Origin of the sequence: Achromobacter sp. NPDC058515, assembly GCF_042721735.1 — a bacterium.
Lineage (GTDB): Bacteria > Pseudomonadota > Gammaproteobacteria > Burkholderiales > Burkholderiaceae_B > Achromobacter.
The window spans coordinates 156,654-176,102 of sequence record NZ_JBHXNI010000007.1 but is presented as its reverse complement, the minus strand read 5'-3'; the positions used below and the strand labels follow the sequence as shown (position 1 = coordinate 176,102).

The window sequence follows — 19,449 nt, the reverse complement described above, 5'->3', positions numbered from 1 at the left end:
CTTGTCATGTCGCGCCGCCAGAATCGTCGCGGCAGGGCGCCCGATTCTTTTTCATGAAGTTTTTCTTACAACGCGCGGTCTTCGCCTTCCCAGTACGTCTAGTAACAAGCAGAAGCTGTAGTCGCGGGGTTGCGGGGAAAAACCGTAACGGGATTGTCGCAAGCGAACTGCACGGTAGCGGCCGGTGCCAGACCGGTTTTCACACAAGGAACTGAGTGCATCGCTATGCATGATTTCGAAAGTAGGGGTAGCGCGTTGCGCGCCATATTGCGCCGCGCGCCGGAAGCGATCGTTCTGGCGTTGGCCATCAACGCGGCCTGGGCGCAGGGCGCGCCGGCCCGGGACGCCGCGCCGGCCGCGGCTCCCGAAGCGTCGGACGGCCGCCGCGTCAACATCAATGAGTACATCGTGCGCGGCAACACCGTGCTGGAGGCGCGCGACATCGAGCGCGCCGTCTACCCCTACCTGGGACCGGAGCGCACGCTGGCCGACATCGAGGCGGCGCGCGAGGCGCTGCAGGCCATCTACCAGGAGCGCGGCTATCAGTCCGTGTACGTGGACCTGCCCGAGCAGCAGGTGGCCGACGGCATCGTGTTCCTGCAAGTGTCCGAGACCAAGGTCGGCCGCGTGCGCGTCGTGGGCGCCAAGCACTATTCGCCCCTGGCGATCCGCGACGACGTGCCGGCCCTGCAGGAGGGCGCGGTGCCCAACTTCAACCAGGCGCAGGCCGAGCTGACGAACCTGAACAAGGGCGCCAGCCGCCAGGTGGTGCCGCTGGTCAAGGAAGGCCGCGTGCCGGGCACGATGGACGTGGACCTGAAGGTCGAGGACAAGAGCCCCTGGCACGCCAGCCTGGGCCTGAACAACGACTACAGCGCCGACACCTCGCGGCTGCGCAGCACGGCGTCGCTGGGCTACGACAACCTCTGGCAGCTTGGCCATTCGGTCAGCCTGACCTTCTTTACGGCGCCCCAGGAGACCGACAACGCCAAGGTCTGGTCCGGGTCTTATTCCATGCCGCTGTCCAGCCGCTGGAGTCTGCAGTTCTCGGGCTACAAGAGCGACAGCAACGTGGCCACCATCGGCGGCACCAACGTGCTGGGCAAGGGCCATTCGTTCGGCGTTTCCGCCACCTACGCGATGGACCCGCAGGGCGACTGGAGCAACTCGCTGTCGATCGGCCTGGACTACAAGAAGTTCGACGAATCCACCCGCTTCGGCGCGAACGAAGACCAGATCCCGATCAAGTACCTGCCGTTCACGCTGGCCTACAACGGCTACCGCTATTCCGAGTCCTCGCAAAGCAGCCTGGGCCTGTCCATCGTCGGCGCCAGCGGCTCGTTCTTCAACCAGGGCAGCGACTGGCAGGAGTTCGACAACAAGCGCTACATGGCCAACCCCAGCTTCGCGCTGCTGCGCGGCGACGGCACGCATACGCAGAACCTGTTCGGAGACTGGCAGCTTGGCCTGCGCGGCTCGTTCCAGCTCGCCTCGGGCGCGCTGGTGTCCAACGAGCAGTTCTCGGCCGGCGGCGCCACCAGCGTGCGCGGCTACCTGGCCGCCGAACGCACGGGCGACGACGGCGTCCTGGGCTCGGTCGAGTGGCGCTCGCCGTCGCTCGCGCGCTGGCTGGGCAGCAATGTCAACGAATGGCGCTTCTACGCCTTCGCCGACGCCGCCACGCTGCGCCTGCGCGATCCGCTGCCCGAACAGGATGCCAGCTACTCGCTGGCCAGCGTCGGCCTGGGGTCCCGCCTGCAAATGCTGGACTGGCTGTCCGGCTCGCTGGACTGGGGCTATCCGCTCAAGGACGGCCCCAATACCCGCAAACACGATCCCCGCCTGAACTTCAGCGTCCGCGCCAGCTTCTGAGCGCACGCGAAAACCGCATTCATCCCGGAGTCCTAACCATGCAACGCTTATTGATGCTCCTACTGACCGTGCTGGCCGGCGTCTTGCCGTCCGCCGCCCACGCCTGGTGGCAGCCAGACTGGCAGTACCGCAAGCAAATCACCGTCGACAGCACCGCCCAGGGCATGCCGCTGGGCGGCCCGGCCGGCCGCACGCCGCTGCTGGTGCGCCTGCACACAGGCAACTTCACCTTCGACGGCATCAACGAGAAGGGCGCCGACATCCGCTTTGTCGCGGGCGACGACCAGACCGTGCTGAACCATCAGCTGGAAGCCTTCGACCCCTTGCTGGGCATGGCCCTCGTGTGGGTGGATGTGCCCGAGGTGGCCGACGGCCAGCGCCAGGACATCTGGATGTACTACGGCAACCAGAAGGCGCCGGCATCGGCCAACGGCCAGCTGAGCTTCGACCCGAACTACACGCTGGTCTATCACTTCGACGGCGCCGCGGGAGCGCCGCCCCGCGACACCACCGCCTATAGCAACCATGGCCAGACGCCGACGGGCGCCGCGGTGGATGGCGTGATCGGCCGCGCCGCGCAGTTCGCGGGCACGACGCCGCTGATGCTTCCCGCCAGCCCCTCGCTGGCCGTTCCCGCCGCCGGCGCCTTCACGTTCAGCGCCTGGGTGCGCGCCGACCAGCCGGCCGGCGAACAGCTCATCTATGCCCGCCGCGACGCCGGCAACGCCTTGCTGATCGGCATCAGCCAGGGCGTGCCCTTCGTGGAAGTCAACGGCCAGCGCAGCCAGCCCGGCCAGCCGCTGACCCCGGCCGCCTGGCAGCATCTGGCGGTCACCGCCGACGGCAGCCAGGTCAACCTGTACGTCAACGGCCGCGCCTCCGCGTCGCTGGCGGCCAGCCTGCCGCCGCTGAACACCACCGCCGCGCTCGGCGGCGACGTGCCCGCGCCGGCCGTTGCGCCGGCCCCGGCCGCGGCTCCCGCGACGGGCGCCGACGCCTTTGTCGCGCCGGCCGAAGCCGCCGCGCCGGCGCCTGCCGTCTACGCGCCGTTCGTGGGCGCCATCGACGAAGTGCGCCTGTCCAAGGTGGCGCGCCCCGCCGCGCTGATCTACGCCGACGCCGCCTCGCAAGGCGCCGAATCCCGCCTGGTCGCCTACGGCGCCGACGAGGAGCAATCCGGCTTCGGCTTCGGCGGCATGGGCTTCCTGCTCAAGGCCGTGCCGATCGACGCCTGGATCATCATCGGCGTGCTGGTGCTGATGATGGTGCAGTCCTGGATCATCATGATCAAGAAGAGCCGCCACGTCGCCCGCCTGGCGCGCGCCAACGAAGCCTTCCGCGAGTCCTTCGCCAAGGTCGGCCAGCGCCTGGAGCTGCTGGCCGACGACGCCGCGCTGGCCAACCGCCTGGAACACGCTTCTCTGTGGCGCCTGTACCGCGTGGCCATCAATGAAATCCGCACGCGCCGCGCGCAGGGCGCCGACACCAGCTCGATCTCGGCCGCCACCATCGAAGCCATCCGCGCGTCGATGGACGCCGTGCGCACCAAGGAAAACCAGGTGCTGGGCTCCAAGCTGGGCTCGCTGTCCAACGCCATCGCCGGCGGCCCGTACATCGGCCTGCTCGGCACCGTGCTGGGCATCATGGTGGTGTTCCTGGGCACGGCCATGGCCGGCGACGTGAACATCAACGCCATCGCCCCCGGCATGGCCGCCGCCCTGCTGGCCACGGCCATGGGCCTGTTCGTCGCCATCCCGGCCCTGTTTGGCTACAACCGCCTGGTCTCGCGCAACAAGGAAGTCAGCGCCGACATGCGCGTCTTCGTCGACGAATTCGTCACCCGCCTGGCCGAAGTGCACGGCGAGACGCAGGCGCAGGAAGCCGCCCACCACCCCGCAGTGCGCGCGCAGGCGGCCAGCCGCCCGGCCGTGCGCGATGCGCAACCCGCGCCCGCCGAGGCGTAAGGAGGATCCATGGCTTCCGTATCCGCATCCCAGGACGATGACGACGACGCGCCCGTGGACGGCATCAACATCACGCCGCTGGTCGACGTGCTGATGGTCGTGCTGGTCATGTTCATCCTGACCGCCACGGCGCAGATCGCCGGCATCAAGGTCAATCTGCCCAAGGCCAGCTCCACCATGGCCCTGTCGCAGCCCAAGACCAAGGCGATCTCCGTCAACGACGCCGGCCAGGTATTCCTGGACGCCTATCCGGTCACCTTGCCCGAGCTGGAAGACCGGCTGCGCACGGAGAAAGCGCTGAACCCCGACTTTCCGGTCATTGTGCGCGGCGACGCCGCCGTGCAGTACCAGAAGGTCGTGGAAGTGCTGGATCTGCTGCGCCGCCTGGAGCTTGCGCAGGTCGGGCTGGTCACCGGCAAGCCGCAATAGGGGCCGAGGCTAACGTCATGCCGCAACACGCATCCGATTCCTCGCGCGCTCCGCACCCGGCGCGCCGCTGGCTGAAGCTGGCGGCCGTCGCGGTGGCGGTGGCCGTCGCGGCCTATGCGCTCTGGCGCTGGGCCAACGACATGTCCGGCGTCCGGCGCGATGCGCCCAAGGTCACCGCGATCATCCCGCTGCCCCCGCCGCCTCCGCCGCCGCCCGAGCCCGAGAAACCGCCGGAACCCGAGCAGCCCAAGGAAGAGCCGGTGGCCACGCCCGAACCCGAGCCGCAGCCCACGCCCGAGCCGCCCAAGCCCCAGGACGAGGCGCCCCCGCGTCCCGCCGACGACCTGGCCAACCCGATGCAGATCGACGGCGATGCGCAGGCCGGCAGCGACGCGTTCAACATCGGCGCGGGCCAGGGCAAGGGCATGGCCGGCGGAGGCGGCGGCCGCGCGGGCAACGCCACCTACAGCCAATACCTGGCCTACGCGCTGCAGAAGATCCTGCGCGAGGACGAGCGCACCCGCAACCTGACCTTCCGCCTGCAAGCCAACATCTGGCTCACGGCGTCCGGCCAGGTCACGCGGGTGGAGCTGGTCCGCGGCAGCGGCGACGCCGATGTCGACGCCCGCGTGGTCGCCGCCCTGCGCGCCGTGCCGGGACTGGATGAACGTCCGCCGGCCTCGGCCAGCATGCCGATACGCGCATCGCTGACCGGCCGTCGCCCCTCCTGAACCACCGAATTGAACTGATCCCGGAGTGACTAGAGAATGAAGTTCCAAATGAACCGGCTGGCGGCATCGCTGGCGCTGGCCGCGGCGGGCGCCGTCGCGCTGCCGGCGCACAGCGCGCCCGCGCCGTCCGAGAACGCCACCATCAACCTGATCCGCCTGCTGGTGCAGCAAGGCGTGCTCAAGCCCGAACAGGCCGAGGCGCTGGTCGCGCAGGCCGAAGCCGAAGCCAAGGCCGCCCGCCAGGCCACGCCGGACCGCGGCGCCGCCGTGGCGCAGGCGGGCGACGTGCGCGTGCCCTACATTCCGCAGACCGTGCGCGACCAGATCCGCGACGAGGTCAAGGCCGAAGTCATGGTGCAGGCCAAGGAAGAAAACTGGGCCCAGCCCAACACCTTCCCCGACTGGGTGTCGCGCATCACGGTCGAAGGCGACGTGCGGGTGCGCGACGAATCGCGCTTCTACAACGGCGGCAACAGCAATGAAATCACCGATTTCGCCAAGTTGAACGCCAAGGGGCCGTACGACGTCAACCCCAACACCAGCACCGCCTTCCCGCCCATGCTGAACACGCGCGAAGACCGCCGCAACCAGCTGCGCATCCGCGCCCGCCTGGGCGTGCGCGCCGACATCTCGGAAGCCTGGACGGCCGGCATACGGCTGGCCACGGGCAGCGACGACAGCCCGGTGTCGACCACCCAGACCCTGGGCGGCGGCATGGGCAAAAAGGACATCTGGCTGGACCAGGCCTACCTGACCTACCGTCCGGCCAAGTGGGCCACGGTGACGGGCGGGCGCATCGGCAATCCGTTCGAATCCACCGATACCCTGTTCTCCAACGACCTGAACTTCGACGGCATCGCCGCGATTTTCAAGCACCCGCTGCAGGGCCGCGACGTCACGCTGTTCGGCACGCTGGGCGCCTTCGCCACGGAATACGCGAACAACGGCTGGAACTCGGGATCGATGTCCGAGGGCCCCACCGAGAACAAATGGCTGCTGGGCGCGCAGGTGGGCGCCGACTGGAAGGTCAACAGCCAGAACAGCCTGCGCGGCGCGGTGGCCTACTACCACTTCGACAACATCGCCGGCCAGCGTTCCAGCTCCTGCTCGCCGTGGGCGGGGGACGAGAACTGCGACACCGACTGGTCGCGTCCGGCCTTCATGCAGAAGGGCAACACGCTCTTCCTGCTGCGCAACATCGCGCCGGACCCGCTCAACCCGGGCAACACCGCGCAGCCGCAGTTCGTGGGGCTGGCCTCCAAGTTCGACCTGCTGGACCTGAACATGCGCTGGGATACGCGCGTGTTCGACGGCCTGGGCCTGCGCCTGAACGGCAACTACATCCGCAACCTGGCCTACAGCAAGAGCAAGATGATGAGCCGCTCGCAGGGCTACATCGTCAACAACTTCGGCGAGAACGGCGACATCGAAAGCGGTCCCAACGCCTGGATGCTGCAAGCCACGCTGGGCCGGTCGTACGACCTGAAGGAGAAGGGCGACTGGCTGGCCTTCGTCGGCTACAAGTACATCCAGCCGGATGCGCTGCCCGACGCCTTCAACGATTCGTCGTTCCACCAGGGCGGCACCAACGCGCGCGGCTACTACATCGGCGGCGGCTATGCCTTCGAGAAGAACGTCTACGGCGTCTTCCGCTGGATGAGCACCAAGGAAATCTACGGTCCGCCCTTGGCTATCGACACGATGCAGTTCGAAATCAACGCCAGGTTCTGACGCCATGGACATGCACACCGTATGGGATGAATCCCGCCACGCGTCGGCGGCGGGGCGCGGCCGGCGGCTAGCCGCCGCCGTCGCCCTGTGCGCCGCCGGCCTCACGCTGGCCGGCGGCGCGCACGCCGAAACCATGGAGGAGCGCCTGCGCGCCCAGTTGCGCAGCACCACCCAGCAGCTTTCCCAGTTGCAGAGCGAGCAGGCGCAGGTCAACGCGGCCAAGGCGGCCGCCGAGGCGCAGCGCGACGCCGCCCGCAAGGAACTGGAAACCTTGCGCGCCGAGCTGGCCCAGGCCCGCGGGCAGGCCGACAAGCTGGCCGGGCAGCAGGAGGCCGTGATGGAAAGCGCTCAGGCGCAGGTCGCGGCCACCCATGCGCAGCTCGGCAAGTTCAAAGGCGCTTATGACGAGCTGCTGACCCTGGCGCGCGCCAAGGAGGCCGAACGCCAGACGCTGGCCAAGAACCTGGCGCAGCGCGACGACGAGGCCAAGGCCTGCGTCGCCAAGAACCGCGAGATGTACGAGGCCGGCAAGGAAATCCTGAACGCCTACGAACGCATCAGCACCGGCGACATCCTGGCCATCAAGCAGCCCTTCGCGGGCCAGGCGCGGGTGCGGTTCGAGGAGCAGGCGCAGGCCTACGGCGACAAGCTGTACGACGCGCAGGCGCCCCGGAGTCAAGCCGCTGCAACTTCCAATCCGTAATCTGACAAGACTGTTTCATCTCTACCTCTAGGAATACCGCAATGACCGAATCCAGCCTGATTCTTGATGTGAACGCCGAGCGCCTGCAAGCGCTGCTGCAATCCCTGGGCTACCGCGTGACCCTGTCCGAGCAGAACGGCATGGTGCAGCTGCTGAGCGCCAGCCAGGGCGTCGGCTTCGCGGCGCGCATGGGCAATCCCGGCCAGCAGGACGGCCAGTATCTGGACTACACGCTGAGCTGCGCGCTGCGCGTGCAGGGCGAACTGCCGGCGGGCCTGGCCGAGCGCTGGAACGTGGAAAAGCGGTTTGCCCGCCTCTCCGTGCAGGGCGCGTTCCTGGTGCTGGAGCTGGACGTCATCGTCGCGGGCGGCGTGTCGGAAACCTATCTGCGCGCCACGACCGAACTGTGGGACCGCCTGCTGCAGGAATTCCTGCTGTTCCTGCGTGCGAACGCCTCCGCGCAGGCGGCCGCCGACGCGCCCGCCGCGGATGCCGAGGGCGATGCGCGCGAAGAAAACGCCGCCGCGCAAGCGGCGACGCACTAGGCGCCTGCGGGGGCCGGCGCCGGGCCGGCGGGATGCTGATTCCCGCGCGCCCGGCGCGCCAGCCTCCTCGCGACGGCGTATTTGATGTGATGCATGCAAAGGTTCCGACTATGACCACGATCCTGAAATCCTCCACCACGCTGCGCGTGGCCGGCGCCGTCCTGACGATTGCCGTGCTGGCCGGCGCGGTGGCGCTGATGCGCGGCAACGACGCGCAAAGCAGCGAAACGGCGCCGGCCACGGCGAAGCCGGCCGCCGCCGCCGCGCCCGTCGCGTCGGCCGCGCCCGCCAAGGCGCCCGCCATCGCGACACTCGGCGCGGTGCAGGTGGACCGCGATGAACTGCTGCGCCAGCTGCAGGCCCTGCCGCCCCAGTCCCTGGCCCAGTTGAAGGACAACCGCGCCGGGCTGGACCAGTGGCTGCGCGCCAGGCTGGCCGAGAAGGCGCTGATCGAACAGGCTCGCGCGCAGGGCTGGCAGGACAAGCCGGAACTCAAGCGCGCGTTCCAGGCGGCGCAGGAGCGGATCGTGCTGCAGAGCTACCTGGAGTCGGTCAGCCGCGCGCCGGACGACTACCCGGGGCAGGCGGATCTGCAGGCGGCTTACGAGCGCGCCAAGCCGCAACTGGCCCGGCCCGCGATGTACCGGGTCGGCCAGATATTCCTGCCCGCCGCGCTGGGCGACGCCGAGGCCGTCGCCGCCGCGCGCAAGCAGGCGCTGGACCTGGCCAAGCGCGCGCAGGCGCCCAAGGGCGACTTCGCCGCGCTGGCGCGGGACTTCTCGCAGGACGCCACCACGCGCGGCCAGGGCGGCGACATCGGCTACGTGCCGCTGGCGCAACTGACGCCGGAGATGCGGCCCGCGATCGAACAGTTGAAGGCGGGCGAGGTGTCCGCGCCGGTGCAGTCCGCCGCGGGCTTTCACATCCTGAAGCTGGCGGATGTGCGCCCGGCCAGCGTGGCGCCGTTTGAAGAGGTCAAGGAAGAGCTGCGCGATGCCCTGCGCGCCCAACGTCAGGACCTGGCCGCGCGCGCTTATATGGAGGGGTTGTTGAATGCCGGTACCGTCAGCATCGATGGCGCGGCGCTCAACGCCGCGTTCGAACAAACCGCAGCCGCCCCGGCGGCCAAGCCGGCTGTCGCGCGCGCGCCCTGAGGCCGGCGTCCGACCCGCCGCGGGCGGCGTCCGTCCGGTAGCCCTGGCGCTGGATGCGCGCTTGCAGCAGGCGCTGGGCTGGGCGGGTCCGCCCAGCAGCGTGCAATGCGCGGCGGCGCTGCTGCAGGCCCTGCGCGCCACATTTTCCGATGACACGCGGCGCTGGTTTCCGCTGGCGCCCGAGACCGGCTCGGCGCGGTCGCGCGATCCGGCTCGCGGGCTCGGCCTGGACCTGGCGGACCTGCGCGTGCTGCACCGGGCGCTGCGGATCGCGTGGCTGGCCGAGATGGTGTTCGGCGACCGCGAACGGGCGCATCTCTGGCTGTGCCAGCCCAAGCGCCGCCTGCATGGTCGGGTGCCGCTCCTGCTCAGCCAGTTCGGAAGGTATGCCGCGATGATCGAGCTATGGCTCATCGACATAGATGAAGGAAACGGCCCATGATCGCGCTCTGGCGCTTGAGCAACAGCCTGGACCTGCAACCCCGGGCCCGGCCCGCGGGCCGCTGGCATGGCGCGGGGGCCTCCGTCGTCGTGCTGGACGCATCGCCCGCGGCCGCGGTGTTCGCGCGGCTGGCGCAATCCGAGGTCGGGCATCCGCGCGCCTTGCCGCGCCACTACTTCCTGCTGGAGGTGGCCGCGCCCGAACACGCGGTCAGCGAGGTCCAGCCGCCCGCCCATTGGCGGACCGACACGCCGGCCACGCGGGCCCTGGGCAACGCCTGGCTGGCGCGCGGCGACACCTTGCTGCTGCGCGTGCCGTCGCCGGCGGGCGGCGTCCAGTACCTGCTGAACGCCGAGCATCCGCAGCTGGCGCAATGCCAGATCGTGTCGTCGCTGGCCTATCCCTTCGACCCGCACCTGTCGGGCATAGCCGGGGCCGTGCAGGAAGGCGCGGGCTGGCTGGTGGCGGCGCGCCCCGGGGACGCGTAGGCTCCGCCCGGACGCGGACTAGAATAATGCGGATCCGGCGGCCCGGCGCCGGGCCGGCGCCGCAACCCGCGTTCCTCTCAGGAGCAAGCCGTATGACCGCAACTCCCGCTGCCCCCGTCCCGGGCGCAGCGCTGCCCGCCTACACCGCGCAGGTGGACATCGTCTCCATACAATCCCAGGTCGTTTATGGCTATGTCGGCAACAACGCCGCCATGCCGATTTTCCGCAAGGCGGGCCTGCGGGCGATCGCGGTGCCCACCGTCATCCTGAGCAACACGCCGCACTATCCCACGCTGCACGGGGGCGCGGTGCCGCTGGAATGGTTCGAGGGCCTGCTGCAGGGACTGGACGAGCGCGGCGTGAGCCGCGTGGCGCGCGCCGTCGTGTGCGGCTATCTGGGCCAGCCCGGGCAGGCCGATCTGCTGGCCCGCTGGCTGCCCGCGCTGCGCGCCGCCCGGCCGGACCTGCGGGTGCATATCGATCCGGTCATGGGCGACCGCAACGACGGCCTGTATGTGAACGAAGGACTGGTCGCGCAGTACCGGGACCTGCTGGTGCCGCTGGCCGACGGCATGACGCCCAACCACTTCGAACTGGAACTGCTGGCGGGCCGGCCGTTGTCCTCCATGGACGAGGTGGTGGCGGCGGCGCGGGAACTGATCGCGCAGGGGCCCGGATGGATCGTCGTCACCAGCGCCGCGCCGATGGCGGCCGCGCCCGGCACGCTGCAGCTGGCCGTGGTGACGCGCGACGAGGCCACCGTGGTGACGCACCCTGAAATCGCCATTCCGCCGGCGGTGCACGGCACGGGCGACGTGTTCATGGCCGGCGTCACCGCCAGGCTGCTCAATGGCCAGGCGCTGGTCCAGGCGGTGCGCGAGGCCGCGGCCCAGGTCACCGCGGCGCTGGAGCGCACCCGCGAACTGGCCTGGGAAGAGCTGGCCGTCGAGGACTAGCCGCGTTTCAGTACGTCTTGTAGGGCAGGAACTTGCCGCTCATGATGCCGTCGCCGAACTCTTTTGGCATTTGGGAGTAGGCTGGCCGGGGTTTGGGCCCTGGGCTTGCCTTGGCTTTGCTTACGGGATCAGCGACAGCCCCACGCGGAACTGGGATTCGTTGCGCTGGTTGTAGCCGAGCAGGGTTTCGCCGTAGCCGTTGAAGTATTGCAGATGCAGGTAGCCGTTCCAGTTCAGGAACGTGCGGCGCAGGGGCCAGGCGAAGTCGAGCTGGGTGGTGCGGCGCTTCTGGTCGCCCTGGCGGTACATGGCGGAGACCACCGCGCCGCCGTCCTGCGCCCAGCGCAGCTGCCAGTCGACGTGGCCGGCGTAGTCGGAGTAGTCGCTGTTCTCTTGTGCGACGGCGAAGTAGGCCTTGACCTTGGGGGCGAAGGTGAGCGTGCTGCCGCCGTCGAAGCGGTAGTGGAAGCGCGGCTCGATGTAGCCGGCGTTGAGCGAGCGGGAGTCTTCGCCGTCCTTGCCGTTGGAGTTGTGCTCGACGCCGGTGTTCATGCCGAAGCGCATGCTCTGGTTATCGGACTTCCATATGTCGTCGGACAGCCAGAAGACGCTGGGGTTGAAGGTGGTGTCGATGAAGGGCTTGGAGTCGCTATCCAGGTCCCACAGCGAGGTCTGCGTGTAGCCCAGGTAGAAGTCGTCGTGCCAGGTGTCCGGGCCGCCTCGGGGTTTCAGGAGGCGGTACTTGGCGCTGATCTGGAAGCGGGCGGTGGTCAGGCCGCGCGTGCCGACGCTGAAGTACACCGGCTTATATGCCGAGAAGGAGCTGCGGAAACGGTCGAATTCGGTCTGCTCCACGGTCTGCTCGACGGCGGAGGCGGGCGCCGGGCCGCTGTCGGGCGATGCGCCGGCGGCGGCGACGACGGCGGGAGGCACGGGCTGGCCGCTGCGGGCGTCGACGACGGGCGTCTGGGCGGGCGTGCTGGCGAGGGTGCCGCTGTCGCGGCCGGTGGCGTCCAGCGCCATCATCGAGGGCTGGCCCTCGATGGTGACGGCTTGCAGACCGTGGGCGGTGGTGGGCACGACGGCGCTCCATGCCATGCGCGCGAAATTGTTGACCGGCACGCTGTAGTTGTCGGGGCCGCTCTTGAGCTTGGCCAGGCTGCGCACGATCTGGCCGTCCTGGCTGCGCCACTGCAGCACCAGTTCGGGCGGCGCCTGCCAGTCCACGCGCGCGCTGCCTTCGTTGAAATACACGGCCTCGATGGTGACGGTTTCGCCGGGGGCGGCGGACGGACGGTCCAGCCGGTACGACACGCCTGCTGCAGCGGAGCCGGCCGCGCCCAGGGCCAGGGCGGCGGCAAGGAGGCGGGCGGCGGAAGTGCGGTGTAGAGGGCGACGTGTGGTCATTGAGGACGTGTGTGGTTCTTGTGACCAGGAAATGTAGCATCGTCCCCGGCAACAGTTTGTAAGCCAGGCTAATTGTATGTATGGGCGCTCATACATCCATGCGCGGAAGAAGGGCGCCGGCAGGCGGGCCCTGGCGTCAGGCTTGCAATGAAGAAGGCCCCGCGCATTGCCGGCAATGCGCGGGGCCTTCAAGCGGGCGCGGCGGGCTTATTCGCCGAACTTGATGCCCTGGGCGAGCGGCAGCTGGCGCGAGTAGTTGATGGTGTTGGTGGCGCGGCGCATGTAGTTGCGCCACGCATCCGAACCCGACTCGCGGCCGCCGCCGGTTTCCTTTTCGCCGCCGAACGCGCCGCCGATCTCGGCGCCCGAGGTGCCGATATTGACGTTGGCGATGCCGCAGTCCGAACCCGAGGCCGACAGGAAGGTCTCGGCTTCGCGCAGATCATTGGTGAAGATGGCGGAAGACAGGCCTTGAGGCACGCCGTTCTGCAGGGCCAGGGCGTCGCCGAATTCCTTGTAGCGCATCACGTACAGGATGGGCGCGAAGGTTTCGTGGCACACCACGTCGGTCTGGCCGGGCATTTCGGCGATGGCCGGGCGCACGTACCAGGCGTCCGGGTACTGGTCGGCCAGCACGCGCTCGCCGCCCGCGACCTTGCCGCCTTGCTCGCGGGCGGCGGTCAGCGCGGCCTGCATCGCGTCGAAGGAGACGCGGTCGATCAGCGGACCGACGAGATTGCCTTCGTCCAGCGGATTGCCGATGGGGGCGCTGGCGTAGGCCTTGTGCAGGCGCTGCACCAGTTCGTTGGCCACGCTTTCGTGGACGATCAGGCGGCGCGTGGAGGTGCAGCGCTGGCCGGCCGTGCCGATGGCGCCGAACACGATGCCGCGGGCGGCCATGTCCAGGTCGGCCGTGGGGCCGACGATGATGGCGTTGTTGCCGCCCAGCTCCAGCAGCACGCGGCCAAAGCGTTGCGCCACGCGCGGGCCCACCTGGCGGCCCATGCGGGTGGAACCGGTGGCGGACACCAGCGCCACCGAGTGCGAGTCCACCAGGGCCTCGCCGACCTCGCGGCCGCCGATCAGGACTTCGGACAGGCCGGCGGGGGCGTCGCCGAAGCGCTGGGCGGCCTGGGCGAACAGCGCCTGGCAGGCCAGGGCGGTCAGCGGGGTCTTCTCCGAGGGCTTCCAGACCACGGCGTTGCCGCACACGAGCGCCAGCGCGGCATTCCACGACCACACGGCGACGGGAAAGTTGAACGCGCTGATGACGCCCACCACGCCCAGCGGATGCCAGGTTTCCATCATGCGGTGGCCGGGGCGCTCCGAGGCGATGGTCAGGCCGTACAGCTGGCGCGACAGGCCTACGGCGAAGTCGCAGATGTCGATCATTTCCTGCACTTCGCCTTCGCCCTCGGCCACGATCTTGCCCGCTTCCAGGCTGACCAGGCGGCCGAGTTCGCGCTTGTGCTGGCGCAGCGTCTCGCCGAACAGGCGTATCAGTTCTCCCCGGCGCGGAGCCGGCACGTCGCGCCACGCCAGGCTGGCCTGGCGCGCGCGGGTGATGGCCGAATGGGCTTGCGCCACCGTGTGCTCATGCACCTGGGCCAGTTCGGCGCCGTCAATCGGGCTGCGCGCGGTCAGCGTGCCGCCCGTAAGCGAGCTCGGATTCAGTCCGAGATTGCGCAGGATGTCTTGGGGAGTGTCCATGCCGGTTCCTTCGAGGGCCCGCGAAGGGAGTGCCTTCGCTTAAGGGTTATGCCTAAGTGGCGATTCTGGAAAAAAATTTACTATACGAAACTATGACGTGAAATGCGAAATATTTTTTGGCCGGGCCCTATCTTGGCGCCCGACACCAGCGCAGGACTCATTTGAAGGTGAATCCGTGGCGGAACCGCTGCTCGTTGTCCAGGCTGTCTCCAAGACCTACCAGCGCGACGGGCAGCCCCCGCATCTGGCGCTGGACGGCGTGGACTGCCAACTGAACCGCGGCGAAGTCATGGTCGTGGTCGGGCCGTCCGGCTCGGGCAAGAGCACCTTGCTGCGCACCCTGAACGGCCTGGAAAGCATCGACAGCGGCACGATCCGCGTGGACGGCCTGTCGCTCACGGACCCGGGCACCGACGTCAATCGCTGGCGCACCGAGGTCGGCATGGTGTTTCAGCACTTCAACCTGTTCCAACACCGTACCGCGCTGGACAACGTGGCGCTACCCCAGCGCGTGGTGCGCGGCCGCGGCCGCGCCGAAGCCGAACGCTACGCCCGCGAACTGCTGGGCCGGGTCGGCATGGCGGAATACGGCGACCGCTATCCCAGCCAGTTGTCCGGCGGCCAGCAGCAGCGCGTGGCGATCGCCCGCGCGCTGGCCATGGACCCCAAGCTCATGCTGTTCGACGAGGCCACCTCGGCGCTCGATCCCGAAACCGTGGGCGGCATTCTTGAACTGATGCGCGCCCTGGCGCGCGACGGTATGACCATGGCAGTGGTGACCCACGAAATGGGCTTCGCCCGCGACGTGGGCGACCGGGCGCTCTTCATGGACGCCGGCCGCATTGTGGAAATGGGCACGCCGGACGAGGTGTTCGGCCATCCCAAGGAAGCGCGCACCCGCGCCTTCCTGGAGAAGATTCTGTAGTCCAAGCAGCAAGGAAGCAACCAGGCGGGGCGTTCGCGCGTGCGCGGCCCCTGCCGGCAACAAGGCCGGTTTGACCGATCCGGGCGCTGCCGGCGCGATGTGCTTTGCCCGGAATGACATGAGTCCTATCACCACAAGGGGTGTGAAATGCTGAAAATCAAACAATGGCTGGGCGTGGCCGGCGTCGCCTTGGCGGCCGCCACCGCGGCCCTGCCGGCACAGGCGGACGAGCTGGGAGACATCATCAAGCGCGGCGAACTCCGGGTCGCGGTGCAGACCTCCGGGCCGCTGATGAGCTTCATGGACAAATCGGGCAAGCGCACCGGGCTTGCCGTGGAAGTCGCCAAGCGCATGGCCGACGACCTGGGCGTGAAGCTGGTGCTGCAGGACTATGAATGGAAGGGCCTCTTGCCGGCGCTGCTGTCGGGCAAGGCCGACATGGTGGCCGCCGACATGACGCCCACGCCGCAGCGCGCGGCGCAGGTGCTGTTCTCGGCGCCCATGTTCTACGCCGACACCGTCGCCGTCGTGCCCAAGGATTCCCCGTACAAGTCCTTCCAGGAGCTGGACAAGGCAGGCGTCAACGTCGGCGTGCTGGGCGCCAGCACGTACGCGGAAGTCGGCAAGAAGATGCTGCCCAAGGCCACCATGAAGGAATTCTCGGGCGGCAGCGCCCCGGTCGGCCAGGCCCTGTCCAGCGGCCGGCTGGACGCGGGCATCATGTCGCTTTCCACCGCCAACCAGTTCCTGGTCGACTTCGGCAACCTGCGCGTCCTGGACGGCGTCATGGTGCGCGAGCCGCTGGCGTTCGCCGTCGGCCCCAACGCCTTTCGCCTGAAGTTCTGGCTGGACAACTGGCAGACCCTGAAGACCGCCGACAACACGCTGCCGGAACAGGTCAAGTACTGGTACTCCACCGATTGGAAAAAAGACCACTGATAGGCGGCAAAGAAGCCCATGGATTGGTTGATCGACTTCTACAACTGGCGCATCGTCAGCCAGTACACGGGCCAATTTGCCACCGGCCTGGCCAACACCCTCATCGCGGCGGGCGCAAGCCTCGTGCTGTCGGTGTTGGCCGGCATTCCGCTGGCGCTTGCCCATATGTCGCCCCGCGCGCTGGTGTGGCGCCCGGTGGCGGCCTATGTGCAATTCATCCGGTCCACGCCCTTGCTGGTGCAGATCTACCTGGTCTATTACGCCGTGCCCATGCTGGTTCCGGGCGCCAAGGGCTGGAGCGAGATGGTGCTGGGCATCATGGCCATGACGCTGCACCACGCGGCCTACATGAGCGAGATCATCCGCGTCGGCATCGAATCCGTGCCGCGGGGCCAGGTCGAAGGCGCCAAGGCTTGCGGGATGAACTACCAGCAGCGCCTGCGCTACGTCGTGCTGCCGCAGGCCTTTGTCAACACGCTGCCGCCCCTGCTGGGGCAGACCGCCGTGCTCATCAAGGACACCTCGCTCCTGTCGCTGATCACCGTGTTTGAACTGGTCGCGGCCGGCGTGCAGATGAACAGCGACCGCATCGTGCCCAACGAAGCCTTCCTGACCATCGCCGCGGGCTATCTGCTGATCTACGGCGTCATGCTGTTGTTGTCCCGGGGCGTGAGCCTCTGGCTGGCGGGTCCGGCCTGGAACGCGAGGTAAGCATGCTGGATTCCTATCTTTCCACCGCCGGCGTCGTGCTGCCCTTCCTGCTGAAGGGCTTTTGGGAAACGCTGAAGATTTCCTTCGTGGCCATCATCGCCGGCTCCCTGCTGGGCTTCGTCATCGGGGTCATCCGCAGCTACCGCATCCGCGGCGTGCACCAGGTCCTGGGCCTGTACATCCACATCCTGCGCGGCACGCCGTTCCTGGTGCAGCTCTACATCTTCTACTTCGTGCTGCCCAGCTCCGGCATCGAGCTGCTGCACTGGGACTCAGGCACCGCGGCCTTCGTGTCCCTGTCGGTCTACACGTCCTGCTATGTGGCCGAGATCGTCATGGGCGCCATCCAGGCGGTGCCGCGCGGCCAGACCGAAGGGGCGATGACGCTGGGCCTGCGCCCCTTGCAGATCCTGCGGCTGGTCATCCTGCCGCAGGCCATGCGCCTGATCGTCCAGCCCATGAGCGGCGTCTACGTCATGCTGATCAAAAGCACGGCCATCCTGTCGGTGGTCGGCATCACCGAACTGACGCGCCAGGGCGAGGTGTTCATCATCACCTTCCCGGCCAAGTCGCTGTTCATCTACGGCATGATCGCCGCCATCTACTTCATCTACTGCTACCCGCTCCTGCGCCTGGCCAACTGGCTGGAAAAGCGCCTGACCGGGGGCCTGCAGGGCGCAAGCCTGCACTGAGCCGACGCCATGGTCTCCGAGTACATCGACACCTACTACAAACGCACGCTCGCCGACGGCGAAACCTACTACCCGCCGCTGGCCGGCGTGGCCAGCGCGGACGTATGCGTGGTGGGGGGCGGGCTGGCCGGCCTGTCCACCGCGCTGGAACTGGCCCGCCGGGGGCGCAACGTCACTCTGCTGGAGGGGCGGCGCATCGCCTGGGGGGCATCCGGGCGCAACGGCGGCTCGGTGTCGCCGGCGTTTTCCGCTGGCGCCGACGCCATCAGGAAGCATGTCGACGAAGACCACTACCGCCAGCTCTACCGCCTGTCGATGGAAGGCGTCGAGATCATCCGCGCCAACATCCGGGAGCTGGCGATTGCCGACGCGCACCAGGTGGACGGCCGGCTGAGGGTGGTGCGCTACGAGGCGACCGACGCGCTGCGCCAGTGGTGCGACGGCCAGCAGCGCGATTTCGGCCGCGAGGTCCGTCTCCTGACCCGCAGCCAGGTCCGAGAAAGGCTGGTGTCGGACGTCTATCACCAGGGCATCGAAGACCCCGCGTCCTTTCACTTCCATCCCCTGAACTACGCCCGCGCCCTGGCCCGCGAGTGCGTCCGGCTGGGCGTGCGCATCCACGAGGATTGCCCCGTCGTCCAGGCCACGCTGGAAGGCGCGGTCAAGCACCTGAAGACGGAACAGGGGCAGATCGACGCCCGCACCGTGGTGCTGGCCACCGGCGGCTATACCGGCGACGTCGTGCCCGCGCTGCGCCGCGCGATGCTGCCCATCGCCACCTACATCATGCTGACCGAGCCCCTGGGCGACCGCGTGCTGGACGCCATCCGCACCACCGCCGCCATAGGCGACGACCGGCGCGCCGGCAACTATTACCGCGTCCTCGATGGCGGCCGCATCGGCTGGGGCAGTAGAATCACCACCCGTGTCGATGACCCGCCCGATCTGGCCGAGTCCCTGCGCCGCGAATTGCTCTGCGTCTATCCCCAATTGCAGGGGCTGCGCGTGGAGGCGGCGTGGTCGGGACGCATGGCCTACGCGCGGCATCTGATGCCGCAGATCGGCCTGCTGTCGCCCGATGTCTGGTATTGCACGGCGTTCGGCGGGCATGGCATGAACACCGCCTCCATCGGCGGACGCGTCGTGGCCGAAGGGATCACGGGCGACACCCAGCGCTACAAGCTGTTCGAACCTTTCGGGCTGGCCTGGAACGGCGGCGGCGTGGGCACGGCAGCGGTTCAACTGACTTATTGGTCTTACCAGGCGCGCGATTGGTGGCGTGAGCGTCAATCGCGGGCATGACAGGGTATACAGATGCAAGGCAACAAACAGAGCGTATTGGCGCACCGGCTGCGGGCCCTGCGCCAGGCGCGCGCGTGGACTTTGAAGCAGGCGGCCGCGGCCACCGGCGTGTCCGCGTCCACTCTGTCAAAAATCGAAAACAGCCTGCTGTCGCCCACCTATGACAACCTGATCAAGATCGCGGCGGGCCTGGACCTGGACGTGGCCGAGCTCTTCACGGCATCCGACGCCCACATGGGAACCGGCCGCCGCAGCCTGAGCCGCCAGGGAGAAGGGCGCCAGTACGAAACCCCATACTACGACCACCGGCTGCTGTGCACCGCGCTGTCGCACAAGCGCATGATGCCGTTCCATACCCGGGTCAAGGCGCGCTCCTTTGACGAATTCCAGGACTGGAGCCGCCATGGCGGCGAGGAATTCGTCTATGTGCTGGAGGGCGAGGTCCAGCTCTACACTGAGTTCTACGAACCCGCCCGCCTGAAAGCCGGCGAAAGCTTCTATATAGACAGCCGCATGGGGCACCGGGTGATCAGCCTGAGCCCGGAAGACGCGGTGGTGCTGTGGGTCTCCACGCACACGGATATCGGCGAAGAATAGGGGCCGCCCCGCTTTCGCCGCAACAAGGTAAAATGCGGCGCCCGGACAGGTTCCGGGCGTCTACACACCGCGCGGCAGTAGCTCAGCTGGATAGAGCACGGGCCTTCTAAGCCCGGGGTCGGGGGTTCGAGCCCCTCCTGCCGCGCCAGAA

At 68.4% G+C, this 19,449-nt stretch carries 19 protein-coding genes and 1 tRNA gene; 18 read left to right on the top strand and 2 right to left on the bottom strand.

The features are described from left to right. Positions 1 to 225 precede the first annotated feature (225 nt). From ACFWP0_RS14630 to pdxK, 11 genes are all read left to right on the top strand, one after another. Positions 226 to 1,872 carry a ShlB/FhaC/HecB family hemolysin secretion/activation protein gene (locus tag ACFWP0_RS14630; RefSeq protein WP_377843129.1) on the top strand — a complete coding sequence of 549 codons (1,647 nt, stop codon included), beginning with the start codon at positions 226 to 228 and terminating at the stop codon, positions 1,870 to 1,872. A 38-nt stretch (positions 1,873 to 1,910) separates the two neighbouring features. Next, positions 1,911 to 3,836, top strand: coding sequence for a DUF2341 domain-containing protein (locus ACFWP0_RS14625; RefSeq protein ID WP_377843127.1), 1,926 nt, complete (start codon positions 1,911 to 1,913; stop codon positions 3,834 to 3,836). A 9-nt stretch (positions 3,837 to 3,845) separates the two neighbouring features. Then, positions 3,846 to 4,265: a biopolymer transporter ExbD gene (locus tag ACFWP0_RS14620; RefSeq protein WP_006222018.1), complete on the top strand. Its 420-nt coding sequence runs from the start codon at positions 3,846 to 3,848 to the stop codon at positions 4,263 to 4,265. A 17-nt stretch (positions 4,266 to 4,282) separates the two neighbouring features. After that, positions 4,283 to 4,996 carry a TonB C-terminal domain-containing protein gene (locus ACFWP0_RS14615; protein ID WP_377843124.1) on the top strand — a complete coding sequence of 238 codons (714 nt, stop codon included), beginning with the start codon at positions 4,283 to 4,285 and terminating at the stop codon, positions 4,994 to 4,996. Between the two features lie 36 nt (positions 4,997 to 5,032). After that, a complete protein-coding gene (locus ACFWP0_RS14610) occupies positions 5,033 to 6,727 on the top strand; it encodes a putative porin (RefSeq protein ID WP_377843122.1) in 1,695 nt (564 codons plus the stop codon). Between the two features lie 4 nt (positions 6,728 to 6,731). Next, positions 6,732 to 7,430 carry a DNA repair protein gene (locus ACFWP0_RS14605; RefSeq protein ID WP_377843119.1) on the top strand — a complete coding sequence of 233 codons (699 nt, stop codon included), beginning with the start codon at positions 6,732 to 6,734 and terminating at the stop codon, positions 7,428 to 7,430. Between the two features lie 41 nt (positions 7,431 to 7,471). Next, positions 7,472 to 7,975, top strand: a complete 504-nt coding sequence (locus tag ACFWP0_RS14600) for a YbjN domain-containing protein (RefSeq protein ID WP_377843116.1) — start codon at positions 7,472 to 7,474, stop codon at positions 7,973 to 7,975. 110 nt (positions 7,976 to 8,085) lie between these two features. Continuing rightward, positions 8,086 to 9,129, top strand: coding sequence for a peptidylprolyl isomerase (locus ACFWP0_RS14595; RefSeq protein ID WP_377843113.1), 1,044 nt, complete (start codon positions 8,086 to 8,088; stop codon positions 9,127 to 9,129). 61 nt (positions 9,130 to 9,190) lie between these two features. Continuing rightward, on the top strand, positions 9,191 to 9,571 hold the full coding sequence (locus tag ACFWP0_RS14590; protein WP_377843110.1) for an antitoxin Xre/MbcA/ParS toxin-binding domain-containing protein: 381 nt from the start codon (positions 9,191 to 9,193) through the stop codon (positions 9,569 to 9,571). Then, on the top strand, positions 9,568 to 10,059 hold the full coding sequence (locus tag ACFWP0_RS14585; RefSeq protein WP_377843107.1) for an RES family NAD+ phosphorylase: 492 nt from the start codon (positions 9,568 to 9,570) through the stop codon (positions 10,057 to 10,059). Before ACFWP0_RS14590 ends, ACFWP0_RS14585 begins: the two co-directional genes overlap by 4 nt. A 92-nt stretch (positions 10,060 to 10,151) precedes the next feature. Beyond that, positions 10,152 to 11,015 (top strand): pyridoxine/pyridoxal/pyridoxamine kinase, encoded by an 864-nt coding sequence (gene pdxK / locus ACFWP0_RS14580; protein WP_377843104.1) that lies wholly within the window; start codon positions 10,152 to 10,154, stop codon positions 11,013 to 11,015. Positions 11,016 to 11,135: 120 nt separating this feature from the next. Here the strand turns inward: pdxK and ACFWP0_RS14575 are convergent, their stop codons facing one another. Both ACFWP0_RS14575 and ACFWP0_RS14570 read right to left on the bottom strand, forming a co-directional pair. Beyond that, positions 11,136 to 12,422, bottom strand: coding sequence for a phospholipase A (locus tag ACFWP0_RS14575; protein WP_377843101.1), 1,287 nt, complete (start codon positions 12,420 to 12,422; stop codon positions 11,136 to 11,138). A 207-nt stretch (positions 12,423 to 12,629) separates the two neighbouring features. Further along, entirely contained in the window at positions 12,630 to 14,132 is a 1,503-nt protein-coding gene (locus ACFWP0_RS14570; RefSeq protein WP_377843098.1) for an aldehyde dehydrogenase family protein, read from the bottom strand. Positions 14,133 to 14,307: 175 nt separating this feature from the next. On the opposite strand from ACFWP0_RS14570, the gene ACFWP0_RS14565 reads away from it, so the two are divergent. The 7 genes from ACFWP0_RS14565 (at position 14,308) to ACFWP0_RS14535 (ending at position 19,446) form a co-directional block, all read left to right on the top strand. After that, the gene (locus ACFWP0_RS14565) at positions 14,308 to 15,057 is read left to right on the top strand and encodes an amino acid ABC transporter ATP-binding protein (RefSeq protein WP_377843095.1); all 750 of its coding nucleotides are present in this window, start codon (positions 14,308 to 14,310) and stop codon (positions 15,055 to 15,057) included. Between the two features lie 147 nt (positions 15,058 to 15,204). Beyond that, positions 15,205 to 15,996 (top strand): ABC transporter substrate-binding protein, encoded by a 792-nt coding sequence (locus ACFWP0_RS14560; RefSeq protein WP_377843092.1) that lies wholly within the window; start codon positions 15,205 to 15,207, stop codon positions 15,994 to 15,996. Positions 15,997 to 16,014: 18 nt separating this feature from the next. Next, a complete protein-coding gene (locus ACFWP0_RS14555) occupies positions 16,015 to 16,707 on the top strand; it encodes an amino acid ABC transporter permease (RefSeq protein ID WP_377843089.1) in 693 nt (230 codons plus the stop codon). Between the two features lie 2 nt (positions 16,708 to 16,709). Next, positions 16,710 to 17,399, top strand: coding sequence for an amino acid ABC transporter permease (locus ACFWP0_RS14550; RefSeq protein WP_377843086.1), 690 nt, complete (start codon positions 16,710 to 16,712; stop codon positions 17,397 to 17,399). 9 nt (positions 17,400 to 17,408) lie between these two features. Then, entirely contained in the window at positions 17,409 to 18,701 is a 1,293-nt protein-coding gene (locus ACFWP0_RS14545) for an NAD(P)/FAD-dependent oxidoreductase (protein WP_377843084.1), read from the top strand. A 12-nt stretch (positions 18,702 to 18,713) separates the two neighbouring features. After that, complete coding sequence (locus ACFWP0_RS14540) at positions 18,714 to 19,298, top strand: helix-turn-helix domain-containing protein (RefSeq protein ID WP_377843081.1); 585 nt, start codon at positions 18,714 to 18,716, stop codon at positions 19,296 to 19,298. Between the two features lie 71 nt (positions 19,299 to 19,369). Further along, positions 19,370 to 19,446, top strand: a tRNA-Arg gene (locus tag ACFWP0_RS14535). The last annotated feature ends 3 nt before the right edge of the window (positions 19,447 to 19,449 follow it).

What these genes read in the sequence shown, in the direction of transcription:
- ACFWP0_RS14610 (WP_377843122.1), top strand. Translation starts at nt 5,033, where the DNA reads ATGAAGTTCCAAATGAACCGGCTGGCGGCATCGCTGGCGCTGGCCGCG.
- ACFWP0_RS14630 (WP_377843129.1), top strand. Translation starts at nt 226, where the DNA reads ATGCATGATTTCGAAAGTAGGGGTAGCGCGTTGCGCGCCATATTGCGC.
- ACFWP0_RS14620 (WP_006222018.1), top strand. Translation starts at nt 3,846, where the DNA reads ATGGCTTCCGTATCCGCATCCCAGGACGATGACGACGACGCGCCCGTG.
- ACFWP0_RS14595 (WP_377843113.1), top strand. Translation starts at nt 8,086, where the DNA reads ATGACCACGATCCTGAAATCCTCCACCACGCTGCGCGTGGCCGGCGCC.
- ACFWP0_RS14575 (WP_377843101.1), bottom strand. Translation starts at nt 12,422, where the DNA reads ATGACCACACGTCGCCCTCTACACCGCACTTCCGCCGCCCGCCTCCTT.
- ACFWP0_RS14605 (WP_377843119.1), top strand. Translation starts at nt 6,732, where the DNA reads ATGGACATGCACACCGTATGGGATGAATCCCGCCACGCGTCGGCGGCG.
- ACFWP0_RS14615 (WP_377843124.1), top strand. Translation starts at nt 4,283, where the DNA reads ATGCCGCAACACGCATCCGATTCCTCGCGCGCTCCGCACCCGGCGCGC.
- ACFWP0_RS14585 (WP_377843107.1), top strand. Translation starts at nt 9,568, where the DNA reads ATGATCGCGCTCTGGCGCTTGAGCAACAGCCTGGACCTGCAACCCCGG.
- ACFWP0_RS14555 (WP_377843089.1), top strand. Translation starts at nt 16,015, where the DNA reads ATGGATTGGTTGATCGACTTCTACAACTGGCGCATCGTCAGCCAGTAC.
- ACFWP0_RS14545 (WP_377843084.1), top strand. Translation starts at nt 17,409, where the DNA reads ATGGTCTCCGAGTACATCGACACCTACTACAAACGCACGCTCGCCGAC.
- pdxK (WP_377843104.1), top strand. Translation starts at nt 10,152, where the DNA reads ATGACCGCAACTCCCGCTGCCCCCGTCCCGGGCGCAGCGCTGCCCGCC.
- ACFWP0_RS14570 (WP_377843098.1), bottom strand. Translation starts at nt 14,132, where the DNA reads ATGGACACTCCCCAAGACATCCTGCGCAATCTCGGACTGAATCCGAGC.
- ACFWP0_RS14625 (WP_377843127.1), top strand. Translation starts at nt 1,911, where the DNA reads ATGCAACGCTTATTGATGCTCCTACTGACCGTGCTGGCCGGCGTCTTG.
- ACFWP0_RS14540 (WP_377843081.1), top strand. Translation starts at nt 18,714, where the DNA reads ATGCAAGGCAACAAACAGAGCGTATTGGCGCACCGGCTGCGGGCCCTG.
- ACFWP0_RS14600 (WP_377843116.1), top strand. Translation starts at nt 7,472, where the DNA reads ATGACCGAATCCAGCCTGATTCTTGATGTGAACGCCGAGCGCCTGCAA.
- ACFWP0_RS14560 (WP_377843092.1), top strand. Translation starts at nt 15,205, where the DNA reads ATGCTGAAAATCAAACAATGGCTGGGCGTGGCCGGCGTCGCCTTGGCG.
- ACFWP0_RS14550 (WP_377843086.1), top strand. Translation starts at nt 16,710, where the DNA reads ATGCTGGATTCCTATCTTTCCACCGCCGGCGTCGTGCTGCCCTTCCTG.